Raw genomic sequence first — 21543 nt, 5'->3', positions numbered from 1 at the left:
AAATCTGTAAGCAGCGACGATTTGTCGCAGATCTTATTCTTTGTTGATTGAACGTTCAATCAAAACAAAATAGACTGGCCCTCAATCCGATAGGCGTTTATCGCCCCTCGGAAGGCCTAAGGAGATGTGCAAGATGCCCAAGGTCGGTATGCAACCCATCCGCCGCCAACAACTGATCGAAGCCACTTTGCAAGCGGTCGATCAGGTCGGAATGGGGGACGCCAGCATTGCGCTGATCGCCCGTTTGGCCGGTGTCTCGAATGGCATCATCAGTCATTACTTTCAGGACAAGAACGGCCTGATTGCCGCCACGATGCGGTATCTGATGAGCGTCCTCAGCGAGAACGTCACCCTGCGCCGCCAAGCGCTGGCAGATGACAGCCCACGGGCGCATCTGCAGGTGATCATCGAAGGCAACTTCGACGCCAGCCAGGTCAATGGCCCGGCAATGAAAACCTGGCTGGCCTTCTGGGCCACCAGCATGCACCAGCCGTCTTTGCACAGGTTGCAGCGGATCAACGATCACCGTCTGTATTCCAACCTGTGCTGCGAGTTCCGCCGTGTGTTGCCGCTCGAAGATGCGCGTAACGCCGCCCGTGGACTGGCAGCGTTGATTGACGGTTTGTGGTTGCGCGGCGCGCTGTCGGGAGACGCTTTCGACACCACGCAGGCGCAACGGATCGCTTACGAATACATGGATTTCCAACTGGCCAAGAAGGTGAGCTAGAGCACGAAGATACGCTCGGCGCCTGAAGCCAATCACTTATGCACTTGCGAGGACTTTATGGCCCGTTTCGAACTGCAAAAACTCTACATCGATGGCGGCTACAGTGACGCCAGCAGCGACGCCACTTTCGAAGCCATCAACCCGGCTAACGGTGAAGTCCTCGCACAGGTACAACGTGCGACCAAGGAAGACGTCGAGCGCGCCGTCGTCAGCGCCGAAAAGGGCCAGAAAATCTGGGCTGCGATGACCGCCATGGAGCGTTCGCGCATCCTGCGTCGTGCCGTCGACATCCTGCGCGAGCGCAACGATGAACTGGCCGCGCTGGAAACCCTGGACACCGGCAAGTCGTTCTCCGAAACCAAGTATGTCGACATCGTCACCGGTGCCGATGTGCTGGAATACTACGCAGGCCTGGTACCCGCCATCGAAGGCGAGCAGATCCCGCTGCGTGACACCGCTTTCGTCTACACCCGTCGCGAGCCGCTGGGCGTTGTCGCCGGTATCGGCGCGTGGAACTACCCGATCCAGATCGCTCTGTGGAAATCCGCACCAGCACTGGCTGCCGGTAACGCGATGATCTTCAAGCCAAGCGAAGTCACCTCGCTGACCACCCTGAAACTGGCCGAGATCTACACCGCGGCCGGCGTACCGGATGGCGTGTTCAACGTTCTGACCGGCAGCGGCCGTGAAGTCGGCACCTGGCTGACCGAGCACCCGCGCATCGAGAAGATCTCGTTCACTGGCGGCACCGACACCGGCAAGAAAGTCATGGCCAGCGCTTCGGCATCTTCGCTGAAAGACGTGACCATGGAACTGGGCGGCAAGTCCCCGCTGATCATCTGCGACGACGCCGATCTGGATCGCGCTGCCGACACCGCCATGATGGCCAACTTCTACAGCTCCGGTCAGGTCTGCACCAACGGCACTCGCGTATTCGTGCCGAGCCACCTGAAAGCCGCTTTCGAAGCCAAGATCGTCGAGCGCGTTGCACGCATCCGCGTTGGCAACCCGGAAGACGAGAACACCAACTTCGGCCCACTGGTCAGCTTCGCCCACATGGAAAGCGTGCTGGGTTACATCGCCAAGGGTAAAGAAGAAGGCGCGCGTGTTCTGTGCGGGGGCGATCGTCTGACCGACGGCGAATTCGCCAAAGGCGCATTCGTGGCTCCAACCGTGTTCACCGACTGCACCGACGAGATGACCATCGTTCGCGAAGAAATCTTCGGCCCAGTGATGGCGATCCTCTCCTACGAAACCGAAGAAGAAGTGATCCGCCGCGCCAACGACACCGACTTCGGCCTGGCCGCCGGTATCGTTACCAAAGACCTGAACCGCGCTCACCGCGTGATTCATCAACTGGAAGCCGGTATCTGCTGGATCAACGCTTGGGGCGAGTCCGACGCAAAAATGCCGGTTGGCGGTTACAAGCAGTCGGGCGTGGGTCGTGAAAACGGCATCAGCTCGCTGAACAACTTCACTCGCATCAAATCGGTACAGGTCGAGCTGGGCGATTACGTCTCGGTGTTCTAAGGCGTCAATCGCTTCGCCTGAAAGGCCTTCATCGCCAGCAGGCTAGCTCCCACAGGTTTGGTGTCATGCACCCAACCTGTGGGATTCCCCCATCTCTGCGGGAGCCAGCCTGCTGGCGATTGAGTGCACAGCACTCATCAGGCCTGACCTGACCAACTTCAAAGAGGGTGCATTCAATGTCCCAAGAATTCGATTACATCATCATCGGTGCCGGCTCGGCCGGTAACACCCTGGCGACCCGTCTGACTGAAGACGCTGGCGTTACCGTTCTGCTGCTCGAAGCAGGCGGCCCGGACTACCGTTTCGATTTCCGTACGCAAATGCCGGCCGCTCTGGCGTTCCCGCTGCAAGGCCGTCGCTACAACTGGGCGTACGAAACCGATGCCGAGCCACACATGGACGGTCGCCGGATGGAATGCGGCCGCGGCAAAGGCCTCGGCGGTTCCTCGCTGATCAACGGCATGTGCTACATCCGTGGCAACGCGATGGACTACGACGGCTGGGCAAAACTGCCAGGCCTGGAAAACTGGTCCTACCTCGACTGCCTGCCGTACTTCCGCAAAGCGGAAACCCGCGACATCGGCCCGAACGACTACCACGGTGGCGAAGGCCCGGTCAGCGTGACCACGCCGAAGGCTGGCAACAACCCGCTGTTCCACGCCATGGTTGAAGCCGGCGTGCAGGCCGGTTACCCGCGCACCGAAGACTTGAACGGCTACCAGCAGGAAGGCTTCGGCCCGATGGACCGCACCGTGACGCCGAAAGGTCGTCGTGCTTCCACCGCCCGTGGTTACCTCGACACCGCGAAAAAGCGTTCGACCCTGACCATCGTCACCCACGCCCTGACCGACAAGATTCTGTTCGAAGGCAAGCGTGCCGTTGGCGTGCGTTATCTGATCGGTGATGCCGAGGAACGCGTTGAAGTCAAAGCACGCAAGGAAGTCCTGCTGTGCTCCGGCGCCATCGCTTCGCCGCAAATCCTGCAGCGTTCCGGTGTCGGCCCTGCCGAACTGCTGAACTCGCTGGACATCCCGGTCGTTCACGACCTGCCGGGCGTTGGTGAAAACCTGCAGGATCACCTTGAGCTGTACCTGCAATACGCGTGCACTCAGCCAGTTTCCCTGTACCCGTCGCTGCTCTGGTACAACCAGCCGGCCATCGGTGCCGAGTGGCTGTTCAACGGCACCGGCATCGGCGCCAGCAACCAGTTCGAAGCCGGTGGTTTCATCCGTTCGCGTCCGGAATTCGAATGGCCGAACATCCAGTACCACTTCCTGCCGGTTGCGATTAACTACAACGGCAGCAACGGTGTGAAAGAGCACGGTTTCCAGGCGCACATGGGTTCCATGCGTTCGCCGAGCCGTGGTCGCATTCAGGCCAAGTCGAAAGACCCGCGCCAGCACCCGAGCATTCTGTTCAACTACATGGCCACCGAGCAGGACTGGCAGGAATTCCGCGACGGCATCCGCCTGACCCGTGAAATCATGCAACAGCCGGCACTCGACGCCTTCCGTGGTCGCGAAATCAGCCCGGGCATCGACGTCCAGTCCGATGAGCAACTGGACAAGTTCATCCGCGAGCACGCCGAAACCGCGTTCCACCCGTCCTGCTCGTGCAAGATGGGCACCGACGAGATGGCTGTGGTTGATGGCGAAGGCCGCGTGCATGGCATGCAGAGCCTGCGTGTGGTCGACGCTTCGATCATGCCGATCATCACCACCGGCAACCTCAACGCGCCGACGATCATGATCGCCGAGAAAATCGCCGACAAGATTCGTGGTCGCCAGCCATTGGCACGTAGCCAGGCTGCTTACTACGTGGCGGGCGATGCGCCGGTCAAAGGCAAGCCGATGCGTGATATCACCCCTGCTGCCCAGTAACATCGTTACACCGCGTCACAGCTAATCGCTGGCAAGCCAGCTCCCACAGGGTTTTGTGTCGTTCACAGTTATTGTGATCACCCCATAACCTGTGGGAGCCTGGCTTGCCAGCGATGAGGCCCTACAAATCAACACCCATCTCCCTGCTTCCCCCAGTAAATCTTCCTACACCCCCTCTTCACTTGATCCTACCCCCACGCAGGCCTACTCTAGACCTCGCGCAACCGTTTCACCCCTCCCCGCCGAATCGCCGCACCGCTACTCCATAACAAGGAGGTTCCCGAATGTTCGATTTCCACCCCCAGCTCAAGCAGCGCTTCGCTGCCTTGCGCACGGGCGCTGAATTCTTTTCCCTGCGATACGTCCGCGAGTCAGGCCAATACCTGTCGGTGCGCAAGAACGTCGCCGAACCACCGAGCATGAGTCGCGACGAAGGGGCGATGCTCACCGTGCGGGTCAACGGGGTCGAGGCTTACGCCGCCACCAACGATCTGTCGCAGCAAGGCCTGCAAGCCGCGCTCGAACGCGCCGAGCAACAGGCCCGGCGAATCAAGCCTTACGCGTTGCTCGATCTGCGCGAGCAGCCGGTATCCAGCGACCGCGCCGACTACTTTTCGCCGAACTTCGAACAGCCCTTCCCGTCCCTGAGCGATTGCTACGATCTGCTCGGCACGGAATCCGCCTCGGTGCCAAAGGATGAGCGCTTGGTGAACTGGCAGGTCAGCGTCGGCATCACCAATGTCGAGCAGATCTACCTCAGCAGTGCCGGCGCCGAACTGCGCCAGGCCCAGCGCTTCGTCTATCCGAGTCTCGAAGTTACTGCCTACGACGGCAACGATAGCCAGACCCGCAGCCTCGGTCGCGAGAACTTCGGCCAGCAAGGTGGCGCTGATGTGATCAGCCGTTGCGGACTGGTCGGCGCCGGACCGAAAGTCGCCGATCAGGCCCTGCAATTGTTGCTCGCGCCGAACACCCCGCAGGGGCCGCGCGATCTGCTGTTGATGCCGGATCAGATGATGCTGCAGATCCACGAATCCATCGGTCACCCGCTGGAGCTGGACCGGATTCTCGGCGACGAACGCAATTACGCCGGCACCAGTTTCGTCAAAGCCGAAGACTTCGGCAGCCTGCAATACGGCTCGAAACTGCTCAACGTGACGTTCGACCCGGATATCCCCGAAGAACTCGCCAGCTACGGGCATGACGACGACGGCACGCTGGCCAGCAAACAATTCCTGATCCGTGAAGGCTTGTTGCTGCGACCACTGGGCGGCGCGCTGTCGCAGTTCCGCGCCGGCCTCGACGGTGTTGCCAACAGTCGCGCCTGCGGCTGGAACCGCGCACCAATCGATCGCATGGCCAACCTCAACATCGAGCCGGGCGACCAGTCGCTGGAGCAGATGATCGGCGGCATCGAACACGGCATTCTGATGCGCACCAACCGTTCATGGTCGATTGACGATGCACGCAACAAATTCCAGTTCGGTTGCGAATGGGGTCAGTTGATCGAAAACGGTGAACTCAAAGGCATCGTGAAAAACCCGAACTACCGGGCGATTTCCGCGCAATTCTGGAAAAGCCTGCGCGCCGTCGGCGATGCCAGCACGGTGAAAGTGCTCGGCACACCGAATTGCGGCAAGGGCGAACCGAACCAGGTGATCCGCGTCGGCCATGCTTCGCCGGCCTGTGTATTCAGCAACGTTGATGTATTTGGGGGAGACGCCTGATGAGTACAGTCAAGAGTCAGGCTGAGGCCTTTAAAGTGCTGGTCAACTGGCTGCGCGACACCGTGCGTGAGCCGGAGCAGTTCACTCTCAGCTTTGCCGGTGAGTCTTCGGCGTTTGTCCGTTTCAATCACGCCAAGGTGCGTCAGGCCGGGCAAGTGCAACAGGCCGGTGTCGGCCTGAAACTGATCAACGATGGCCGCCACGCCGACCTGCAGATCACCCTGTCCGGCGAGCCGGAAACCGATCTGCAACGCTTGGCCGAAGGTCTGCAACAACTGCGCGAAATCCTCCCGCTGCTGCCGCAGGACCCGTATCTGCTGCTCAATCACAACGGCTGGCAGAACAACAACGTTCAGGAACATCCGCTGCCGGACACCGAGCAAGTGGTGGCAGAAATCGCTCGCGAGGCTGAAGGCCTGGACTTGGTCGGTTTCTATGCTGCCGGGCCGATCTCCCGTGGTTTCGCCAGTTCGTCGGGTGCTTTCGGCTGGCATCAGGCCAACAGCTTCAACTTCGATTTCAGCCTGTTCCACGAAAACGGTCAGGCGGTGAAAGCCAGCTATGCCGGGCATGACTGGAGCAGCGAAGGCTTCGCCGCGCGCATCGGTCAGGCGCGTGAGCAACTGGAGTTTCTCGGTCGTCCGCTGCGCACTTTGGCGCCGGGGCAATACCGCGCTTATCTGGCTCCGGCCGCCCTCGAAGAGATCATGAGCATGCTGTGCTGGGGCGGGTTCTCGGCGCAGTCGATTGCCAGCAAGAGCAGTCCGCTGCAAAAGCTCTATGCCGGTGATCAGGCGTTCAGTCCGCTGGTGTCGCTCGACGAGAAAGTCAGCGGCTCGCTGAGCCCGGCGTTTTCCGGCGAAGGTTATCCGCACAGCGATTTGCGCCTGATCATCGAAGGCAAGGCCGGCGAGCAATTGGTCGGTTCGCGCAGTGCTGCCGAGTATGGTCTGACCGCCAACGGCGCCAGTGGCGGTGAAGCGCCGAGTGCGCTGAACATGGCCGCAGGCGATCTGCCGCAGGCCGAGATTCTCAAGCAGTTGGGCACCGGGCTGTACATCAGCAATCTGTGGTACCTGAACTACTCGGATCAACCGGCCGCGCGGCTGACCGGCATGACCCGGTTTGCCACGTTCTGGGTCGAGAACGGCGAGATACAGGCGCCGGTCAGCACCATGCGTTTTGATGACAGTGCCTACAGCCTGCTCGGTTCGCAGCTCGAAGCGCTGACTGCGGAACGCGAAATGCTCCTGTCGGCCAGCACCTATAGCCAGCGCAATACGTCCTCGGCATTGCTGCCGGGGGCGCTGGTGAGCCGACTGACCCTGACCCTGTAAAAGCATCGCGAGCAGGCTCACTCCTACATTGGATTTGTGGTCGACACAGAATAAATGTAGGAGCGAGCCTGCTCGCGATGAGGCCTTCACTGACTCCACAACAAGAGGTTCCATGCCCAACCGCCCGCCTCTCGACGCCATCACCGCCCGCTGGTTGCCGTGGGTCGTCGCCATTGCTTTCTTTATGCAGTCCCTCGACGGGACCATCCTCAACACCGCACTGCCGGCCATGGCCCGCGATCTGGCCGAAGACCCGTTGCGCATGCAGGGCGTAATCATCGCCTACATGCTCACCGTGGCCTTGCTGATCCCGGCTTCCGGCTGGATCGCCGACCGCTTCGGCACCAAGAAGATCTTCTTCGGTGCCATCCTGCTGTTCAGCTTCGGTTCATTACTCTGCGCAATGTCGAACAGCCTGAGCATGTTGATCGGCGCCCGGGTGATTCAGGGCCTCGGCGGTGCATTGATGCTGCCAGTCGGGCGACTGGTGGTGCTGCGCGCCTACCCGCGTTCGGAACTGGTGCGGATCATGGGTTTCATCACCATTCCCGGTCTGCTCGGCCCGTTGATCGGCCCGACCATGGGCGGCTGGATGGTGCAATACCTGACGTGGCACTGGATCTTTTTGATCAATTTGCCGGTGGGTCTGATTGGTTGCTACGCGGTATGGAAGTTCATCCCCGACTTGCGCGGCACCGAACGTACGCGTTTCGATAGCCTCGGATTTCTGCTGTTCGGTGCGGCGATGATCCTGATCACCATCGCCATGGAAGGCCTCGGCGAACTGCATCTGCCGCACTTGCGGGTGATGTTGCTGCTGTTCGGCGGCATGGCCTGTCTCGCGGCGTACTGGCTGCGCGCCGGACACATCGACAATCCGTTGTTCTCGCCGTCGCTGTTCAAGACCCGTACCTTTGCCGTCGGCATCCTCGGCAACCTGTTCGCTCGTCTGGGCAGCGGCGCCCTGCCGTTTCTGGTGCCGTTGCTGTTGCAAGTAGCCTTGGGTTATTCGCCGTCGCAAGCCGGGATGAGCATGCTGCCGCTGGCGGCGGCGGCAATGTTTGCCAAGTGGATGGCGCGACCGCTGATCGAACGTCTTGGCTATCGCATCGTGCTGACCGGCAACACCCTGGCGCTGGGGATCATGCTGGCGAGCATGGGTCTGGTCAGCGAGCAGACGCCGTACTGGTTGCTGCTATTACTGCTGGCGATACTCGGCGCGATCAACTCGCTGCAATTCACCGCGATGAACACCGTGACCCTGATCGACCTCGACGACGCCAGCGCCAGCAGCGGCAACAGCTTGCTGTCGGTGGTCGCGCAGTTGTCGCTGAGCCTCGGGGTAGCGTGTGCCGGCGCATTGCTCGGCGGCTTCACGGCGGAGGTCGGCAATGATGGCGTCGAGACCGTGCTGGGTGCGTTCCAGCTGACCTTCGTCACGGTAGGCGTCATGGCGATGCTGGCAGCGACGATCTTCTCGCAACTCTCAAAAGAAGACGGCCGACGCGTCAAACGCCCGGAAGAACACCCGGATGAACACATCGAACACTAGACAGTGTCATGCCTTGTGAAAGCTTTTGTGGCGAGGGGATTTATCCCCGTTGGGTTGCGCAGCAGCCCCAAAAAGGCTGAATGCGGTCTGTCTGTCAGATTGGGGGGGACTGATTTCGGGGGTGCTGCGCGCCCCAACGGGGATAAATCCCCTCGCCACAGGTTTTGCACTCGGCTGTAAAGGTTTGAGCTGGGGGATTGAGTCACTGTTCGTCCAGAACTTTCGAGGAAAGTGGCACGGGGCTGGTACACTGCGCGACATTTTGTTTTGCAGGCCAGTCCCGTGACCACCATCGCCACCGCTTTTAACACTCTGCCGCTGTCCGCCGCCATGCTGGCTAACCTCGAATCTCTCGGTTATACCCAGATGACGCCGATCCAGGCGCAGAGCTTGCCGGTGATCCTCAAGGGGATGGACCTGATCGCCCAGGCCAAGACCGGCAGCGGCAAGACTGCTGCTTTCGGCATCGGCCTGCTGAACCCGATCAATCCGCGCTACTTCGGTTGCCAGGCGCTGGTGATCTGCCCGACTCGCGAGCTGGCTGACCAGGTTGCCAAGGAAGTTCGCCGTCTGGCGCGCGCCGAAGACAACATCAAGGTCCTGACCCTGTGCGGCGGCGTGTCCTTCGGCCCGCAGATCGCTTCGCTGGAACACGGCGCGCACATCATCGTCGGCACCCCGGGACGCATCCAGCAGCACTTGCGCAAAGGTTCGCTGGTGCTGGATGGCCTGAACACGCTGATCCTCGACGAAGCTGATCGCATGCTCGACATGGGCTTCTACGACGCCATCGAAGACATCATCGAAAAGACCCCGGCACGTCGTCAGACCCTGCTGTTCTCCGCGACTTACCCGGTGGGCATCAAGCAGCTGGCCTCGAAATTCATGCGTGACCCGCAAACGGTCAAGGCCGAAGCGTTCCACGATGACACGCAGATCGAGCAGCGTTTCTACGAGATTTCCCCGGAAGACCGCATGGGTGTTGTGACCAAAGTCCTGCACCACTTCCGTCCTGCATCTTGCGTGGCGTTCTGCTTCACCAAGCAGCAGGTTCAGGAAACCGTTGATCACCTGACCGCCAAAGGCATCTCCGCCGTCGGCCTGCACGGCGATCTGGAACAACGTGATCGCGACCAGGTACTGGCGATGTTCGCCAACCGCAGCACTTCGGTTCTGGTTGCCACTGACGTTGCCGCCCGTGGTCTGGACATCGATGCGCTGGACATGGTGATCAACGTCGAACTGGCGCGTGATTCGGAAATCCACATTCACCGCGTTGGCCGTACCGGTCGTGCTGGCGAAAAAGGTATCGCGATCAGTCTGGTTGCGCCGGGCGAAGCACACCGCGCACAAGCCATCGAACAACTGCAGAAATCGCCGTTGAACTGGGCTCAGGTCGATGACCTCAAGTCCCAGGGCCTTGCCCCGTTGCAGCCGCCGATGACCACCCTGTGCATCGGTGCTGGCCGTAAAGACAAAGTCCGTCCGGGCGACATTCTTGGCGCACTGACTGGCGATGCCGGCATTCCGGGCGCGCAGGTTGGCAAGATCGCGATCTTCGACTTCCAGGCTTATGTGGCTGTTGAACGTACCGTAGCCATGCAGGCCTTGCAGCGTCTGAACGACGGCAAGATCAAAGGTCGCTCGCTGCGCGTACGCATTTTGTAATCGATCTTCCATCCAACGAAGATCCCTGTGGGAGCGGGCTTGCCCGCGATGACGGACTGGCAGACAACATCTATGTTGAATGTGCCGACCTCATCGCGGGCAAGCCCGCTCCCACATGGGTCGTCGGTGAATTTGAAATTTGTGTGAGGACACCGTTTTGCGCTCTACCGAAGTCGTGATCATTGGCGCTGGCGCCGCAGGCTTGATGTGCGCACTGACCGCCGCCGGGCGCGGGCGTCAGGTGATGCTGCTCGACCATGCCAACAAGGCCGGCAAGAAAATCCTGATGTCGGGCGGTGGCCGCTGCAATTTCACCAACATGTACACCGAACCCAACAATTTCCTGTCGCAGAACGCGCATTTCTGCAAATCCGCACTGGCGCGTTACACCCAGTGGGATTTCATCGGCATGGTCGGCAAGCACGGCGTGCCGTACCACGAGAAAAAACTCGGCCAATTGTTCTGCGATAACAAGTCCAGCGACATCCTTGGCATGCTCCTCGACGAGTGCGATCAGGTCGGCGTCAGCCTGCATCTGGACACCTCGATCCAGACCATCGAAAAGGTCGAAAGCGGTTACCTGCTCGACACCACCCTCGGCCAGATCCAGTGCCAGTCGCTGGTGATCGCCACTGGCGGTCTGTCGATCCCGACGCTGGGCGCGACCGGTTTCGGCTATCAGGTGGCCAAACAGTTTGGCCACGAACTGCTGCCGACCCGCGCCGGTCTGGTGCCGTTTACCATCACCGATCAGCTCAAGGATTTGTGCACCGAGCTGTCGGGCACTTCGGTGGATTGCCTGGTGAGCTGCAACGACCAGAGCTTTCGCGAGAACATCCTGTTCACTCACCGTGGCCTCAGCGGCCCGGCGATCTTGCAGATCTCGTCGTTCTGGGAATCGGGCGACACGGTCGAGATCAATCTGCTGCCGGATCACGACGCGGCGGACTGGTTGCAACAGCAACTCGCCGAACGCCCGAACAGCGAGTTGAAGACTTTGCTCGGTGAAATCTTCACCAAGAAAATGGCCAACTTGCTGGCGGACAACTGGTTCGTCTCGAAACCGATGAAGCAGTACACCCACGCTGAACTGGCGGAAATCGCCGACAAGCTTGGCTGCTGGAAAGTGGTGCCGGCCGGCACTGAAGGCTATCGCACCGCTGAGGTGACACTGGGTGGCGTCGATACTCGCGAAGTCTCGTCGAAGACCATGGAGTCGCTAAAAAGCCCAGGTCTGTATTTCATCGGCGAAGTGCTCGACGTCACCGGGCATCTGGGTGGCTTCAACTTCCAGTGGGCCTGGGCCTCGGGCTACGCCGCCGCGCAATACGCCTGATCCAAAGCAAAATACAAATCCCTGTGGGAGTGAGCCTGCTCGCGATTGCAATCTGTCAGTCAACAATTTGAGACTGACCCACCGCGATCGCGAGCAGGCTCACTCCTACATTTGTAATGCGTGCAGCAGTAAGGAACACTTTTTGCTGTCAGATGTGATCGGCGCCATTGCGTCGGCGTCATTACTGGCTCAATTTAGCGGCATCGCCTCGGAAGGCCTTCGCACTTCATGTCCTCGACCTCGTTTCGTCAGTCTTTGCGGCGCCTGTGGGCGCTGGATAAATTCAGCTACAGCGTACGGGTGTTCATCGCCCTGACCGGCAGCATGGCGCTGTGTTGGTATCAGGATGAAATGGGCCTGTTGATCCCGTTGTTCCTGGGGATTATCGCCAGCGCCCTGGCCGAGACCGACGACAGTTGGCAAGGCCGCCTGAATGCGCTGGCGGTAACGCTGGTGTGTTTCAGCGTCGCCGCGCTGTCGGTGGAATTGCTGTTCCCCTATCCCATCGTTTTTGCAATTGCACTCGCGCTGGCGAGCTTCGGCCTGACCATGCTCGGCGCGCTCGGCGAGCGTTATGGCGCGATTGCCTCGGCGACGTTGATTCTGTCCGTGTACACGATGATCGGCGTCGATCAGCGTGGCGGCGCGGTCACTGATTTCTGGCACGAACCGATGCTGCTGGTGGCCGGTGCCGCTTGGTACGGCTTGCTCTCGGTGTTGTGGCAGGCGATGTTTTCCAATCAGCCGGTGCAGCAGAGTCTGGCGCGATTGTTCCGCGAGCTGGGGTTTTACCTCAAGCTGAAATCCTCGCTGTTCGAGCCGATCCGGCAGATGGATGTCGAGGCGCGACGTCTGGAACTGGCGCAGCAAAACGGCCGTGTCGTGGCCGCGTTGAACAGCGCCAAGGAAATCATTCTGCACCGGGTCGGCAACGGTCGCCCGGGATCGAAAGTCAGCCGCTACCTGAAGCTGTATTTCCTCGCGCAGGACATTCACGAACGCGCCAGCTCTTCGCACTATCCGTACAACGCGCTGGCCGATGCGTTCTTCCACAGCGACGTGTTGTTCCGCTGCCAACGCCTGCTGCGCCAGCAAGGCAAGGCCTGCCGCGCACTCGCTGAATCGATCCAGATGCGCCAGCCGTTCGTCTATGACGCGACGTTTGCCGAAGCCCTGAGCGATCTGCACGCCTCCCTCGAACACCTGCGCATCCAGAGCAACCCGGCGTGGCGCGGATTGCTGCGCTCACTGCGCGCACTGGCGGCCAACCTCGGCACGCTCGACCGTTTGCTCAGTGACGCGAGCAATCCCGATGCGCTGGCCGATGCCACCGACAGCAGCCTGCTCGACCGTTCGCCGCGCAGTCTGAAAGACGTGTGGATTCGCCTGCGCACGCAACTGACGCCGACGTCGCTGCTGTTCCGCCATGCCCTGCGCCTGCCGCTGGCCTTGAGCATCGGTTACGGCATGGTGCACCTGATTCACCCGTCGCAGGGTTACTGGATCATTCTGACCACGCTGTTCGTCTGCCAGCCGAACTACGGCGCGACCCGACGCAAACTCGGCCAGCGGATTCTCGGCACGGCCATCGGCCTGACCGTGGCCTGGGCGCTGTTCGATCTGTTCCCGAGTCCGCTGGTGCAATCATGCTTTGCCATCGCCGCCGGCGTGGTGTTCTTTATCAACCGCACCACGCGCTACACCCTGGCGACGGCGGCTATCACCATCATGGTGTTGTTCTGCTTCAATCAGGTCGGTGACGGTTACGGTCTGTTTGTGCCGAGGCTGTTCGATACCTTGCTCGGCAGCTTGATCGCGGGTCTGACGGTGATCCTGTTCCTGCCCGACTGGCAGGGCCGACGCTTGAACAAAGTGCTGGCCAACACCCTGACCTGCAATAGCATTTATCTGCGGCAGATCATGCAGCAATACGCCGCCGGCAAGAGCGACGACCTCGCCTATCGCCTAGCCCGGCGCAATGCACACAACGCCGATGCCGCGCTGTCGACGACGCTGGCGAACATGCTGATGGAGCCGGGGCATTTCCGCAAAGAAGCGGATGTCGGCTTCCGCTTTCTGGTGCTCTCGCACACGTTGCTCAGTTACTTGTCAGGGCTTGGCGCGCACCGGGAAACCCAGTTGCCGGAAGACGTGCGTGAACAGTTGATCGACGGCGCTGGGGTGAAACTGGCGGCGAGCATCGACGAGATCGCCCAGGGTCTGGCGAGCAAGCAGCCGATTGCGATTCAGAGCGATGAAGAAGAAGCACTGGCCAATGAGCTGGAACAGATGCCCGACGAGATTGATGAAGGGCAGCGGCTGGTGCAGACGCAATTGGCTTTGATCTGCCGGCAGTTGGGACCGTTGCGCACGTTGGCGGCGCATTTGATCAAGGATACCAGCGAAGATGGTGGCGCCTGACAGGACGCCATCGCCAGCAGGCTGGCTCCCACAGTGGGATGTATTGCAAATTCCAAATGTGGGAGCCAGCCTGCTGGCGATGAGGCCATCAGTCATAGAGCAAACTCAGGATCAGCCCTCACATCCCATGTTGCCTCAGCAACTTGTCATAACTCCCATCCGCCTTCATCGCCGCAATCGCCTTATCAAACCCCGCGACAATCTGCTCATGCTCTGGATTCTTCAGGCTGACCAATATATGCAGGCTGTTCTCGCTCAGCGGCTTGGGCAAAAACTCCACGGCGTTACGCACTTTCGGTGATTCGCGAGCCAGGTAATACCGCGCGACGTATTCATCTTCCAGCGTCAACTTGACCCGATCCGCCGCCAGCATGCGCACGGCCATGGCGAAGTTATGCACCGGGACTTTCTGCAGCGCGGTGTCGGCATCGAACGTTGCCGAATAGGCATAACCGCGCACCACCGCTATCGGATAAGTGTGCAATTGCTGCAAGTTGCTGTATTCGACGGGCGTGTCTTTGCGCTTGATAAAGCGGATGCGGTTGAGCAGATATTCATCGGAAAACTGCCCGAGTTTGGTCCGCTCGTCGTTGTACCAGGCGTTGACCAGCACGTCGTAGCGCCCTTCGCCAACGCCCAGCAGCGCTCGCGCCCAAGGCACCTGTTCGTAGTCGCTGGGATAACCGGCCCGGGCCAGCGCGGTGCTGACAATGTCGGTGGCCAACCCACCGTTGACCAGCGTGTCGTCGGTAAACGGCGGCCAGATATCGAACACCAGCCGCAGCTTTTCCGCTGCGGCGGTTTGCGCAAGCAAGAGCAGTCCGATCAGAGCAATGGCTCGATGCAATCGTGGCATGCTTGAAAATCCTTAGCGGGCAGACTGCCCGACGTGTTTTCAGTCAAAACCCCAAGGCCCCTTACCGGCGAAACCCAGGCCCTAACATTAGCTCATTGAAGCCAGTGCACAGCGCTTCCCAGCAGATTACACAAAGAAGCCAGCGTCGCGAGAAAGGAATGATGGCATTTTGACCTTTGTCACAGACTCTTACGCCATACAGACATCTTTGGCCTGGGCGCTTAGTATCGGGCGACGACGTTCAAGGAATCGGAAGATGACAATCGAGTGGATCTGCAAACATCACAGTGACCTGGGCATAGAACAGCTCTACACCCTTCTCAAGTTGCGCGCAGAAGTGTTCGTGGTCGAGCAAAAGTGCGCCTACCTGGACCTCGACGGTCAGGATCTGGACGGTGACACCTATCACTTGATGGGCTGGGAAGATGATCAGCTGGTCGCCTACCTGCGCCTGCTGGACCCGGAATCCCAGGGCGGCGACGTGGTGATTGGCCGTGTGCTGACTTCAGCGCAGGGCCGGGGCAAAGGTTTGGGACACGAGATGATGGAACAGGCGCTGAAACAGGCCGAGAAGCACTGGCCGCAGGTGCCGGTGTATCTGTCGGCGCAAGCGCATTTGCAGGGGTATTACGGCAAGTACGGGTTTGTGGTGGCGGGTGAGGAATATCTGGAGGATGACATTCCGCACATAGGCATGCGCCGGCCTTAATGGCCCCTTCGCGGGCAAGCCCGCTCCCACAGTTGAAACGCACTCCCCTGTGGGAGCTGGCTTGCCAGCGATGGCGTCAGCTCAAACAACCCAGGACTCAGGGATACTCCAACACCGCTTTGATCTGCCGCAAATTACGCTCGATCCAGCCCCGATCAATCGCTCCCCAGTCACGTACCCGATAACGCCCCGCATGATTGCGTGCGCCATCCTCCTGCTCGAATTCACAGACGATATCCAGATCCGCCAGCGCGGCAATCGTGTCCTGCGCCGTCCGGCGTGGCATGCCCGTGACTTCCGTCAGCGCCGGCACACTGCTGGCCAGCCCGCTGTCGATCAGGTACGCCACGTACAGGCGACGATAGAAGCTGCTTTTGGTCTTGCTGACGTCCATGCATGCGCTCCGCGCTTATTGAAGATCTGTTACTGCATATCCCGCCAAGTCAGGTACACCCGCAGATCGAACTCGATCTGGTGATACCCCGGCAGCATGTGCTCACACAATTTGTAGAACGCCTTGTTGTGGTCCGATTCCTTGAAGTGCGCCAGCTCATGCACCACGATCATTTTCAGGAAGTCCGGCGCAGCCTCCTTGAACAACGAGGCGATACGAATCTCTTTCTTGGCCTTGAGCTTGCCGCCCTGTACCCGCGAAACCGTGGTGTGCAGGCCGAGGGCGCGGTGGGTCAGGTCGAGGCGGTTATCGAACAGAACCTTGTCGATGGCCGGCGCGTTGCGCAGGTATTCCTGCTTCAGATCCAGCGCGAAGGTGTACAGCGCCTTGTCGCTCTGCACATCGTGCCGCCCCGGGTAACGTTGGTTCAGGTAATCACCGAGACGCCCTTCGGCGATCAGTTGGCGCACTTGATCCTGCAATTGTGCGGGATAGGCCTGGAGGTATTTCAACGCAGTCATGAGCGGGCGACACACATCTAAAAGAGCGCCAGTGTAACGAATTCAACCGGGCAACGCGCTCCAGTCAAAGGGTTCGGCAAAGCTTGCGACATCCTCGGCGATCAACGGACGCGCCACCAGGAAACCTTGCACATACTCGCAACCGTTGGCCTGTAGCCATTGATACTGTTCGATGGTTTCCACACCTTCGGCAATCACCAACAACCCGTATTGCTTGCACAGATTGATCACGTTGCTGACCAGTGCGGCGTCGCGGGTCGAGTCCGGCAGCCGCGCAATCAAGTGCCGGTCAAGCTTGAGCGTATCGAGTTCCAGATCGCGCAGATGCGCCAGCGAGCACGGCCCTGAACCGAAGTCATCCAGCGCCACCCGCACCCCGAGATTGCGCAACAACCGCAGCTGTTTGCGGGTTTCATCGGGGTTGTGCATCAGCGCCTCTTCGGTGATTTCCACCTCCAGTTGCCGAGGCTGCAACGCATGGCGCTCAAGTACCTGACGCAATTCGGTGACCAGGTTCGGCATTCCAAACTGGGTGTTGCTCAGACTCACGCCGAGTACCAGATCTTCGGCAAACAAGGTTTCCCAGGCTTTGCGCTGCCCGGCGCCGCGATGATAAATCCAGCTGCCGAGCCGACTGATCAGCCGCGCCTCTTCCAGCAACGGCAGAAACAATCCCGGAGGCACATCGCCGACACTCGGGTGCTGCCAGCGCAATAGCGCTTCAAAACCGCGAATCTGCCCGCTGTCGATGGCCACCTGCGGCTGATACACCAGATTGAAATCGCGATTCTCGATGGCGTTGCGCACACTCTCTTCGAGCATCAGCCGTGACCGCGCGCGGCCATTCATTTCATGATCATAAAAACGATACTGCTGACGCCCGGCGCGCTTAGCCTCGTACATGGCAATGTCGGACGCGCGCAGCAAGCCGTCGAGGTTTGAACCGCAATCCGGATACGTGGCAATGCCGATACTGGCGCCGAGGGCGATATCCAGACCTTCAATCTGCTGACAGATCGACACCCGCTCAATGAGCTTCTCGGCAATCTTCGCTGCCTGTTCAGGAAACTCCAGATCGAGCAGCGCGGTAAATTCGTCACCGCCCATCCGCGCCAGAATGTCGAACGGCCGCAGGCATGCCTTCAATTGCTCCGAGACCCAGCGCAGCACGCGGTCGCCGGCATCGTGGCCAAGGGAATCATTGACCCGTTTGAAGCCATCGAGATCGAGATAAAGCAGCACCCAACTGCTGTCGCTGCGCTCCCCGCGCAGCAGCAGGTTTTCCACGGTCTGATAGAAACCGCGACGGTTGAGCAACCCGGTCAGCGGATCAGTGACCGCTTGAAACTCAAGCTGCTGATGCAGATGGCGCACCACCGACATGTCCAGCACCGTCACCACCATCGCGTGTTGCTCGGGCGGCAACGGCGCGCAGGACAACGCCACCGGCACCTGCTGACCCGGCGCCGTGCGCAACAGCGCATCATGCAAGCGCAGGGTTTCACCACGCTTATAACCGGTATACAACTCCGAATCGGCCCACAACGGAATGTGCGGTTTCTGCAGATAATCGAGAAACTCCTTGCCCTCTAGCTCCTTCACCGGCGCATTGAGCAGCCGTGAAATCGCCGGATTGGCAAACCGAATCAGCCCGTCCTCGCCGAGCACCAGAATGCCCTCGGCGGCGTTATCCAGCACCGAGGCGTTGAAGGCGCGCGCCACTTCAAGATCATGCGTCAGCTGTTGCAAGGCACGGCGATTGCGCTGGTGTTCCAGCAAGGCCTGGACTTTGGGTTTGAGGATTTGCGGGTCGAAGGGTTTGAACAGGTAATCCACCGCGCCGTTGGCGTAGCCCTTGATCACCGCGTCCTGGGATTTTTCGTTGGCGGTCAGAAAAATAATCGGTGTAAGACGTGTGCGCTGACTGCCGCGCATCAATCGTGCAACTTCAAAACCGTCCATGCCCGGCATCTGCACGTCCAGCAGTACCAGATCAACGTCATGTTCGAGCAACAGGTTCAGCGCCTCGAAGCCTGAGGCAGCGGTCATGACCAACCAATCCTGACGCTGCAGCAACGCGCGCATGCTGATCAGATTTTCAGGGTAATCATCGACGATCAAAAGGACTGAGTGGCCTTCACCTGGCTGGGGTTGCGCGTCCATGCTACTTCTCTTGTCGAAACATCTCTTATCCGGGCAAGGCCGGCTTTCGGTAAAAACCGCACATATACTGAGCCTTCACTCTAGTCCGGGATCTGTAAAAGCAGAAGCTGTCACCCGGCCATCACCGGGGCAAAGCCGCGTTTAGCCGACTAACGGTCACGCCTGCAGCCCCCGGAAACCGGCGAAGATGGCAATTCGACAGGATGTTGGCGCCAATCATCCGCCAAACGGGCGTTAACAAAATAAGCCTCTACGCTTATAAAGGCCGCCCCCAAAAGGCGCGGGCTAGAGCTTCTGGCACCCGCGTTCAGGATGAACAGAGTGGAAGAACCGACATGATCGATCTCGCAACCTGGAACCTCAGCGTTCCCGTCGGCAGTCCGCCGTACACCGTTGAAACCTCGAAACTGGTGGATGGCTTCAAAGATCAGTACTTCCATTCCGACACCGGAACACTGTTTTTCTGGTCACCGGTTACCGGGTCAAAAACCGAAAACGCGATCTACCCCCGCACCGAACTGCGCGAAACCTACAGCAACGGTACCTTGCGCAACTGGTACTACCCGGATGCCGACAACCTGCTGCGCGCCACCCTCGCGATCAACAAAGTGCCAAGCTCCGGCAAGATCGTCATCGGCCAGATCCACGCTTATGAAAGCCAACGCCCACTGGTCAAACTCGAATACCAGTACAAGGACAAAACCCAGACCGGCAACCTGGTGATCAAAGTACGCATGCACCCCGATGACGAAGAAAGCCGCGTCATCACCCTCGCCACCGGGATCAAACTCGACAACGAATTCAACTACCTCATCCACCTCAGCCCCGGCGGCGCACTCGGCGTGAGCGCGGCGGGTTATCAATGGGATTCACAAATCAGCGCAACATGGCGGGTGAAGCCGCTGTATTTCAAGGCCGGGGTTTATGTGCAGGACAACACTGGGTACACCAGTGAGGGTGGGCAGGTGACGTTTACCAAACTGGATATTGATCACGATAAATAACCAAAACTCCCACGCCCTGCACCTGATTTCCTGCCCAATAAAAAACCCGCCTCTCGGCGGGTTTTTCATCAAAGCGGCTTAACGCTCAGTCTTAGTTGACCTTGGCGTTCAACTCACCTTTCAGATAACGATGATCGCTAGCCGCCTCTGATGACCACGATAGGGAACCTTTAACCACCCAATGGCTGCTGCCCATAATTCGCAGTGGATGGAATGTTGCGTATACGCTACCTTTAACCATAAATGTTGCGGTAGCAGAACATGGATCATTCTTTAGTAATTAGCCGTCTCGGCACCCAATTACGTGAAAAACGTATAAATCGTGGCCTGACACAAGCGCAGCTTGCCAACCTCGCGGGACTGACGCGGTACAAAGTCATCGCAGTAGAAAAAGGCATCCTTTCTGTCGGGATGATCGCCTATGCGCGAGTTCTGGGTGCTCTGGATTGTGAACTCGCAGTCGTTCCAGCAGCAATGCCGACACTTGAAGAGCTTGGGGACTTGTTCGAATGAAAATGACCTCGCTCAAAGTCAGTACGCCTGAAGGGGCTAGTGGCAGGCTTTTCGGCGATAGCGAGGATTACACGTTCCGTTATCACGCAGATGCGTTACCCGAGGTGGCCATCAGCTTGTCGATGCCTGTCAGACATGATGAGTTTCGTCGGCGCGAGCTTCATCCTGTTTTTCAGATGAACCTGCCAGAAGGCTATGTGCTGGAACAGCTGCGCAATCGCTTGGCCAAGACTGTGAATGTCGACCCGATGTTGTTGCTGGCACTGACCGGCAGCACCTCGCCCATTGGCCGGGTTCAGGTTCGATCTGAAACAGTTGACGCGCTGCTGGAGGAGCAACAATTTCCAGGCGAAAACCTCGAAGAGATTCTGACTTGGGATGGCACCGAAGATATCTTCGCTGACATGCTTGACCGCTACATCCTGCGAGCAGGCATTTCAGGTGTTCAACCCAAGGTGTTGGTGCCTGAGCGACAAGAATCCGCCCAGCCACGAGTAGCATCGAAGACTTCGGATCTGATCATCAAAAGCGGCAGCGACGAATTTCCCGGCCTGGCGATCAACGAATTCCTTTGCATGTCCATTGCCAAAGAGGCGGGCATTTCTGTTCCGCCTTTTTACCTTTCAGATAATGCCAAGTTGTTTGTCATGCGACGTTTTGACCGCGACGATGAGCTCAACCCAATCGGATTTGAAGATATGGCGGTGTTGATGGGGTTATCGGCCAGCCAGAAGTACAGCAAGAGTTATGCAGCAATCGCCAAGGCGATTCGTTTGTTTTGCCCGGCAAAAAATATGCGCAACTCTCTTTCCCAGCTCTTCGACAGCGTCGCCCTGAGTTGCATTGTCGGGAATGGCGACGCTCATTTGAAAAACTTCGGCTTACTCTATTCCGACCCCACAAAACGTGATGCGCACCTCTCTCCGGCTTACGACATCGTCAACACCACCGCCTATATCCCGGAAGATGCTCTAGCGCTGGATCTGGTCGGAAACAAGTCAATGTTTGCCTCACGGCAAGGACTCCTGGAGTTCGCGCACACCTGTGAGATCGAGCAACCAAGGGAACGCATTCAGAACTTGCTCTACGCTGTAGAAGCAGTACTGAAACGCTCCCCCCAATATCGAGAGCAAGCAGCTCACGTGATTACTGCTATTGAGCAATCAGCAGCACCGTTTTCCCGGACCTTTGGATAGATTAATCAG

The 21543-nt window shown here is 59.1% G+C and carries 17 protein-coding genes; 13 read left to right on the top strand and 4 right to left on the bottom strand.

Features of this window, described 5'->3' with window-relative positions; genetic code table 11:
- Window positions 1-133 precede the first annotated feature (133 nt).
- The 9 genes from betI (at window position 134) to yccS (ending at window position 14178) form a co-directional block, all read left to right on the top strand.
- Window positions 134-727 carry a transcriptional regulator BetI gene (betI, locus tag ACTWLJ_RS09300; protein WP_445180634.1) on the top strand — a complete coding sequence of 198 codons (594 nt, stop codon included), beginning with the start codon at window positions 134-136 and terminating at the stop codon, window positions 725-727.
- A 57-nt stretch (window positions 728-784) separates the two neighbouring features.
- Window positions 785-2257: a betaine-aldehyde dehydrogenase gene (gene betB / locus ACTWLJ_RS09295; protein ID WP_445180633.1), complete on the top strand. Its 1473-nt coding sequence runs from the start codon at window positions 785-787 to the stop codon at window positions 2255-2257.
- A 176-nt stretch (window positions 2258-2433) separates the two neighbouring features.
- A complete protein-coding gene (gene betA, locus ACTWLJ_RS09290; protein ID WP_445180632.1) occupies window positions 2434-4137 on the top strand; it encodes a choline dehydrogenase in 1704 nt (567 codons plus the stop codon).
- Window positions 4138-4421: 284 nt separating this feature from the next.
- Window positions 4422-5864, top strand: a complete 1443-nt coding sequence (locus tag ACTWLJ_RS09285; RefSeq protein WP_445180631.1) for a TldD/PmbA family protein — start codon at window positions 4422-4424, stop codon at window positions 5862-5864.
- Complete coding sequence (locus ACTWLJ_RS09280; protein ID WP_445180630.1) at window positions 5864-7201, top strand: TldD/PmbA family protein; 1338 nt, start codon at window positions 5864-5866, stop codon at window positions 7199-7201. Before ACTWLJ_RS09285 ends, ACTWLJ_RS09280 begins: the two co-directional genes overlap by 1 nt.
- A gap of 112 nt (window positions 7202-7313) precedes the next feature.
- On the top strand, window positions 7314-8753 hold the full coding sequence (gene mdtD, locus ACTWLJ_RS09275; protein WP_445180629.1) for a multidrug transporter subunit MdtD: 1440 nt from the start codon (window positions 7314-7316) through the stop codon (window positions 8751-8753).
- Between the two features lie 282 nt (window positions 8754-9035).
- Window positions 9036-10421, top strand: coding sequence for an ATP-dependent RNA helicase DbpA (gene dbpA, locus ACTWLJ_RS09270; RefSeq protein WP_401216296.1), 1386 nt, complete (start codon window positions 9036-9038; stop codon window positions 10419-10421).
- Window positions 10422-10578: 157 nt separating this feature from the next.
- Entirely contained in the window at window positions 10579-11757 is a 1179-nt protein-coding gene (locus ACTWLJ_RS09265) for an NAD(P)/FAD-dependent oxidoreductase (protein ID WP_445180628.1), read from the top strand.
- Window positions 11758-11985: 228 nt separating this feature from the next.
- Complete coding sequence (gene yccS, locus ACTWLJ_RS09260; protein WP_445180627.1) at window positions 11986-14178, top strand: YccS family putative transporter; 2193 nt, start codon at window positions 11986-11988, stop codon at window positions 14176-14178.
- 118 nt (window positions 14179-14296) lie between these two features.
- Here yccS and ACTWLJ_RS09255 read toward each other — a convergent pair whose 3' ends face one another.
- Window positions 14297-15034, bottom strand: a complete 738-nt coding sequence (locus ACTWLJ_RS09255) for a substrate-binding periplasmic protein (RefSeq protein ID WP_445180626.1) — start codon at window positions 15032-15034, stop codon at window positions 14297-14299.
- 256 nt (window positions 15035-15290) lie between these two features.
- Between ACTWLJ_RS09255 and ACTWLJ_RS09250 the strand changes: the two genes are divergently transcribed.
- On the top strand, window positions 15291-15743 hold the full coding sequence (locus ACTWLJ_RS09250) for a GNAT family N-acetyltransferase (RefSeq protein WP_445180625.1): 453 nt from the start codon (window positions 15291-15293) through the stop codon (window positions 15741-15743).
- Between the two features lie 97 nt (window positions 15744-15840).
- Here the strand turns inward: ACTWLJ_RS09250 and ACTWLJ_RS09245 are convergent, their stop codons facing one another.
- The 3 genes from ACTWLJ_RS09245 to ACTWLJ_RS09235 are packed head-to-tail and all read right to left on the bottom strand — an operon-like array spanning window position 15841 to window position 18821.
- Window positions 15841-16137 carry a winged helix-turn-helix domain-containing protein gene (locus ACTWLJ_RS09245; protein ID WP_445180624.1) on the bottom strand — a complete coding sequence of 99 codons (297 nt, stop codon included), beginning with the start codon at window positions 16135-16137 and terminating at the stop codon, window positions 15841-15843.
- A gap of 29 nt (window positions 16138-16166) precedes the next feature.
- Window positions 16167-16658 carry a M48 metallopeptidase family protein gene (locus ACTWLJ_RS09240; protein ID WP_401216302.1) on the bottom strand — a complete coding sequence of 164 codons (492 nt, stop codon included), beginning with the start codon at window positions 16656-16658 and terminating at the stop codon, window positions 16167-16169.
- 42 nt (window positions 16659-16700) lie between these two features.
- Complete coding sequence (locus ACTWLJ_RS09235; protein ID WP_445180623.1) at window positions 16701-18821, bottom strand: putative bifunctional diguanylate cyclase/phosphodiesterase; 2121 nt, start codon at window positions 18819-18821, stop codon at window positions 16701-16703.
- A gap of 335 nt (window positions 18822-19156) precedes the next feature.
- Between ACTWLJ_RS09235 and ACTWLJ_RS09230 the strand changes: the two genes are divergently transcribed.
- From ACTWLJ_RS09230 to ACTWLJ_RS09220, 3 genes are all read left to right on the top strand, one after another.
- Window positions 19157-19825 (top strand): polysaccharide lyase family 7 protein, encoded by a 669-nt coding sequence (locus tag ACTWLJ_RS09230; protein WP_401216304.1) that lies wholly within the window; start codon window positions 19157-19159, stop codon window positions 19823-19825.
- Between the two features lie 261 nt (window positions 19826-20086).
- Window positions 20087-20338, top strand: a complete 252-nt coding sequence (locus tag ACTWLJ_RS09225) for a helix-turn-helix domain-containing protein (protein WP_445180622.1) — start codon at window positions 20087-20089, stop codon at window positions 20336-20338.
- On the top strand, window positions 20335-21534 hold the full coding sequence (locus ACTWLJ_RS09220; RefSeq protein ID WP_445180621.1) for a type II toxin-antitoxin system HipA family toxin: 1200 nt from the start codon (window positions 20335-20337) through the stop codon (window positions 21532-21534). Before ACTWLJ_RS09225 ends, ACTWLJ_RS09220 begins: the two co-directional genes overlap by 4 nt.
- Window positions 21535-21543 lie beyond the last annotated feature (9 nt).

The organism is Pseudomonas sp. McL0111 (assembly GCF_052567255.1).
Note: the sequence above shows the minus strand (reverse complement) of the source record. Positions and strands in the feature narration are given on the sequence as shown.

Bases quoted from the DNA above. Each gene is read 5' to 3' on its own strand.
- betI (WP_445180634.1), top strand. From the start codon at position 134: ATGCCCAAGGTCGGTATGCAACCCATCCGCCGCCAACAACTGATCGAA.
- betB (WP_445180633.1), top strand. From the start codon at position 785: ATGGCCCGTTTCGAACTGCAAAAACTCTACATCGATGGCGGCTACAGT.
- betA (WP_445180632.1), top strand. From the start codon at position 2,434: ATGTCCCAAGAATTCGATTACATCATCATCGGTGCCGGCTCGGCCGGT.
- ACTWLJ_RS09285 (WP_445180631.1), top strand. From the start codon at position 4,422: ATGTTCGATTTCCACCCCCAGCTCAAGCAGCGCTTCGCTGCCTTGCGC.
- ACTWLJ_RS09280 (WP_445180630.1), top strand. From the start codon at position 5,864: ATGAGTACAGTCAAGAGTCAGGCTGAGGCCTTTAAAGTGCTGGTCAAC.
- mdtD (WP_445180629.1), top strand. From the start codon at position 7,314: ATGCCCAACCGCCCGCCTCTCGACGCCATCACCGCCCGCTGGTTGCCG.
- yccS (WP_445180627.1), top strand. From the start codon at position 11,986: ATGTCCTCGACCTCGTTTCGTCAGTCTTTGCGGCGCCTGTGGGCGCTG.
- ACTWLJ_RS09255 (WP_445180626.1), bottom strand. From the start codon at position 15,034: ATGCCACGATTGCATCGAGCCATTGCTCTGATCGGACTGCTCTTGCTT.
- ACTWLJ_RS09250 (WP_445180625.1), top strand. From the start codon at position 15,291: ATGACAATCGAGTGGATCTGCAAACATCACAGTGACCTGGGCATAGAA.
- ACTWLJ_RS09245 (WP_445180624.1), bottom strand. From the start codon at position 16,137: ATGGACGTCAGCAAGACCAAAAGCAGCTTCTATCGTCGCCTGTACGTG.
- ACTWLJ_RS09240 (WP_401216302.1), bottom strand. From the start codon at position 16,658: ATGACTGCGTTGAAATACCTCCAGGCCTATCCCGCACAATTGCAGGAT.
- ACTWLJ_RS09235 (WP_445180623.1), bottom strand. From the start codon at position 18,821: ATGGACGCGCAACCCCAGCCAGGTGAAGGCCACTCAGTCCTTTTGATC.
- ACTWLJ_RS09230 (WP_401216304.1), top strand. From the start codon at position 19,157: ATGATCGATCTCGCAACCTGGAACCTCAGCGTTCCCGTCGGCAGTCCG.
- ACTWLJ_RS09225 (WP_445180622.1), top strand. From the start codon at position 20,087: ATGGATCATTCTTTAGTAATTAGCCGTCTCGGCACCCAATTACGTGAA.
- ACTWLJ_RS09220 (WP_445180621.1), top strand. From the start codon at position 20,335: ATGAAAATGACCTCGCTCAAAGTCAGTACGCCTGAAGGGGCTAGTGGC.